Annotated in this window: 3 protein-coding genes; 1 reads left to right on the top strand and 2 read right to left on the bottom strand. The window is 38.3% G+C overall.

Annotated features, from left to right (window positions below):
• Nucleotides 1-391: sugar transferase (locus ACR2F7_RS17925; RefSeq protein ID WP_432714902.1), on the top strand; the 391-nt coding region annotated here is incomplete at its 5' end.
• Nucleotides 392-474: 83 nt separating this feature from the next.
• On the opposite strand, the gene ACR2F7_RS17920 is transcribed toward ACR2F7_RS17925, so the two are convergent.
• Nucleotides 475-2,610: an OmpA family protein gene (locus tag ACR2F7_RS17920; protein WP_432714901.1), complete on the bottom strand. Its 2,136-nt coding sequence runs from the start codon at nucleotides 2,608-2,610 to the stop codon at nucleotides 475-477.
• A 2-nt stretch (nucleotides 2,611-2,612) separates the two neighbouring features.
• Nucleotides 2,613-3,372: PorP/SprF family type IX secretion system membrane protein (locus ACR2F7_RS17915; protein ID WP_432714900.1), on the bottom strand; the 760-nt coding region annotated here is incomplete at its 5' end.

Below are 3,372 nucleotides of genomic sequence, written 5' to 3'. Positions count from 1 at the left end.
ATATGATAAAACTGAGGGCGGTCAAACAACATTTGTTAAATTAAAGAATGACCCAAGGGTTACCAAGATTGGTGCTTTTATCCGAAAATACAGCATAGATGAGTTACCCCAGTTGTATAATGTTTTCAAAGGAGACATGTCTTTGGTAGGCAACCGTCCACTTCCTTTATATGAAGCTGAAACGCTTACTTCAAATGAATGGAGCATGCGTTTTTTAGGCCCTGCAGGCTTGACTGGTTTATGGCAGGTGAGCAGAAGGGGAAGAGAAGATATGTCTGAGAGGGAAAGGAAAAAGTTGGATAATTTTTATGCGCAGAAATATTCTTTTTGGCTTGATGTTAAAATTATCATGAAGACTTTTCCTGCAATGGTTCAGAAAGAAAAAGTATAGAAACCTCCATTAGGAACTTGCCACAGGAGAGATTACGGTTTTATATGTAAAATGGCTTAGATAAAATCTAAGCCATTTTACTTTTAATAACATTTTAATTGGGTAAGATTGATTCCTTTAAGGATGACATCGAACTCGGTACGCCGGTTAAGTTGTTGATCTTCTTCAGAACAAGGAATATCATCAAAGCATCGGTTAACCAACCTGGTTTTACCATAGTATTCCACACTGATTCTTTGAGCAGCAATGCCTTTAGTCATAAGGTATGCCTTTGCGTTGGCTCCTCTCCGTAGAGAAAGGTTTCTGTTGTACTCGTTAGAAGCGCGACTATCACAATGACTGGACGTAATGATACTTATCTCAGGATGTTTTTTCATCAAGTAAACAAGTTCCTCTAAAGCAGGAATGGCATCTGACCTTATTTCAGCTCGATCTAAATCATAATAGATATTTTTGACAGCAAATACCTTTTTTAAAGAGTCGCAGTTTTTCAACACTATTTGCTGCTGAGCTTGCATGCGATCTAATTTTATATCCCTCCGGATAACAGAATCTACGGTAATACCTTGCGAAGTGACAAAGCTTAACTTATCTATGTATCCCGGACGGTTAGCTCGCAATTCATAATCCATTTCTAAAGGTAATTCTCTTTTATATTTCCCGTTAGCATCTGTTTGAAGAGTGTCTGTCCCATCTTGATGACGCATATAAATTTTAGTGTTTATCAAGGGAATTCTGGTGATGGCATCAGTAACGGTTCCTTCAAGGATAATTAGTTGAAATGCGCGATTAAATTGGTAAATATCGTCGTTACCTCTTCTGTTAGAACTGAAGAATCCTAGTCTCCCATCTTCACTTTTAATTAAACTAAAATCATCTTTAGCTGAATTTATAGGGTAGCCCATATTTTTTGGTGCAGTGCGGGGTTTCATTTCCTTGAGTTCAACTTCGAAGATATCTAATCCACCCAAGCCTGCGTGACCTGTAGATGCAAAATAAAGAAAACCTTTCCTATCAAGGAAAGGGAACATTTCATTGCCTTCCGTATTTATTTGTTTGCCCAGGTTAACAGGTTTTGTCCATTGTCCCTGGCCAGAACGTACACAATAATAGAGATCTGTACCTCCATAGCCGCCTGGCATATCAGATGCAAAGACTAAAATGGTACCATCCGCATTAAGCGTAGGATGACCATTTGAATACTCATTACTGTTAAAGGGAAATTCTGTTAACTTAGCTAAATGGTTACCCGTTGCTGTGAATAATTTAAGCTTGTTGATACCATCTAAACTGGTTTGTGTACGACCATTAAAATGGTTATTCCGGGTGAATATGATAGAGCCGTCTGGGAACATGGCAGCAGCAGCTTCATGATATTTGGTATTCACCTTTCCAGAAAGCAAAAACGGATGCACATTTTTTTTTAGCAGTGCATGAAGCGTATCTTTTTGAATGGATAAAGTGTAACTTCCTAAGTTTTTAGTGTCATTGCTTGTTGGTGCAGTATCATCATCATTAAATTTAAATTGATGACCTTTTTTGTTCTTGGCTAAGGTGAGAAGACTATCGGGGTTAATAACATTGATCTCTTTCAGCGATTTAAGGAGATATAAATTAGTGAAAGGACTATGATCCCATAGGTACACTTGTTTTGTTAAAGATCCTGTAGGTCTGTTACTGCTAAATAAAAGACCATCCTTATAAAAAGCAGGAGCGTATTCGGCGCTTTGTGTGTTTATATTGATAAAATTAACCACCCAGTTCCCTTTATTCTTGTTGAAAGTACTGGTGTTTGTTCTGGCAAAGGCACCGGCTCTTTTATCTGCTGGCACCAATGTAAGGTATTTCCTATACCAACCTTCAGAACTCTCATAATGTTGGTTATTAGCCAGGATCTCTGCATAGTGTAAGGCCCAAACTGGCTTAACAGGAATATGTTGAGTTAATTTTTGGTATTCCTGTAAAGCAAGCTCATAATCTTTAATTAAGCGGTAGCTTTCTGCAAGCATTTCCTGTGCCTGGATGTTATTGGGTGTTTTTAAGAGAATAAGCTTCAGTTGTCTGATCGCTTCCGGATAATGAAGCGAAGTATATTCACGACTGGCTTTTTTTAGCTCAGGTGTTTGGTCAGCTTGCCTCTGTGCATCTGCATTTACTGAAAACAAGCAGGAGAGAAAAAGTAAAAAGCGTACTTTATATTTAAATATTTTCATCATCATTATTAAAAATATCTTGGAGAGAGGGTTTTGCCTTTAGCAAAGCCAAATTCATAACGGAGCATAATTTCATGGCTTCCAGAATTAAAATTTCGCAAACTTGTGGTACTATGGTCATAGCTATAGCCAATTCTGATCTGGGGAGTGGCTTGAATCTCAACCAAAGCAGCTACATCAGCATCTGTTCGGTATTGGGCTCCGATGCCAATGACATCCTTGATCCATAATGTTGCATTTACATCTGCCTCAATTGGTGCCCCTTTTACGCCTTTAATCAGAAAGGAAGGTTTAAGTTTGAAATCTTCATCTAAGGGAAATACATAACCAGCTGATAAGAATACATGCAGCGCCTGCTCGCCACTTAATTTCTCACCGGCTGAATTGTCTGCAGACAAATTATTCGGCAATAAATCCTGGGCTGCCAAACCTATGTAAAGCTTATCAGAATTATAATATACTCCAGTACCGAAATTGAAAAGCATTTTATTGATATTGGTTGCAAAAGCAGGGTCATAAGGCGCCGTTGAACCCAAGTTAATATCCCTTAGGTTGACTTTATATTGGCTCACGTTTCCTTGTAGACCGAAACTTAAAGTTCCTATATCCATTTTTATTCTGTAAGCAGCACTCATCACCCCAGCTGTGGTTTGGGTTTGGCCTAATTTATCACTGATCAATTGAAATCCAATTCCAATCTTGTTATTTAAAATTGGTGCGTCAATGGTGAAAGTTCCTGTTTTAGGGGCACCTTCAATACCTACCCAT

Origin of the sequence: Pedobacter sp. (assembly GCF_045628745.1) — a bacterium.
Taxonomy (GTDB): domain Bacteria; phylum Bacteroidota; class Bacteroidia; order Sphingobacteriales; family Sphingobacteriaceae; genus Pedobacter.
This window is presented reverse-complemented; position numbering and strand designations above follow the sequence as displayed.

Excerpts from the sequence above, each read along its gene's own strand:
- ACR2F7_RS17920 (WP_432714901.1), bottom strand. The coding sequence starts at position 2,610 with ATGATGATGAAAATATTTAAATATAAAGTACGCTTTTTACTTTTTCTC.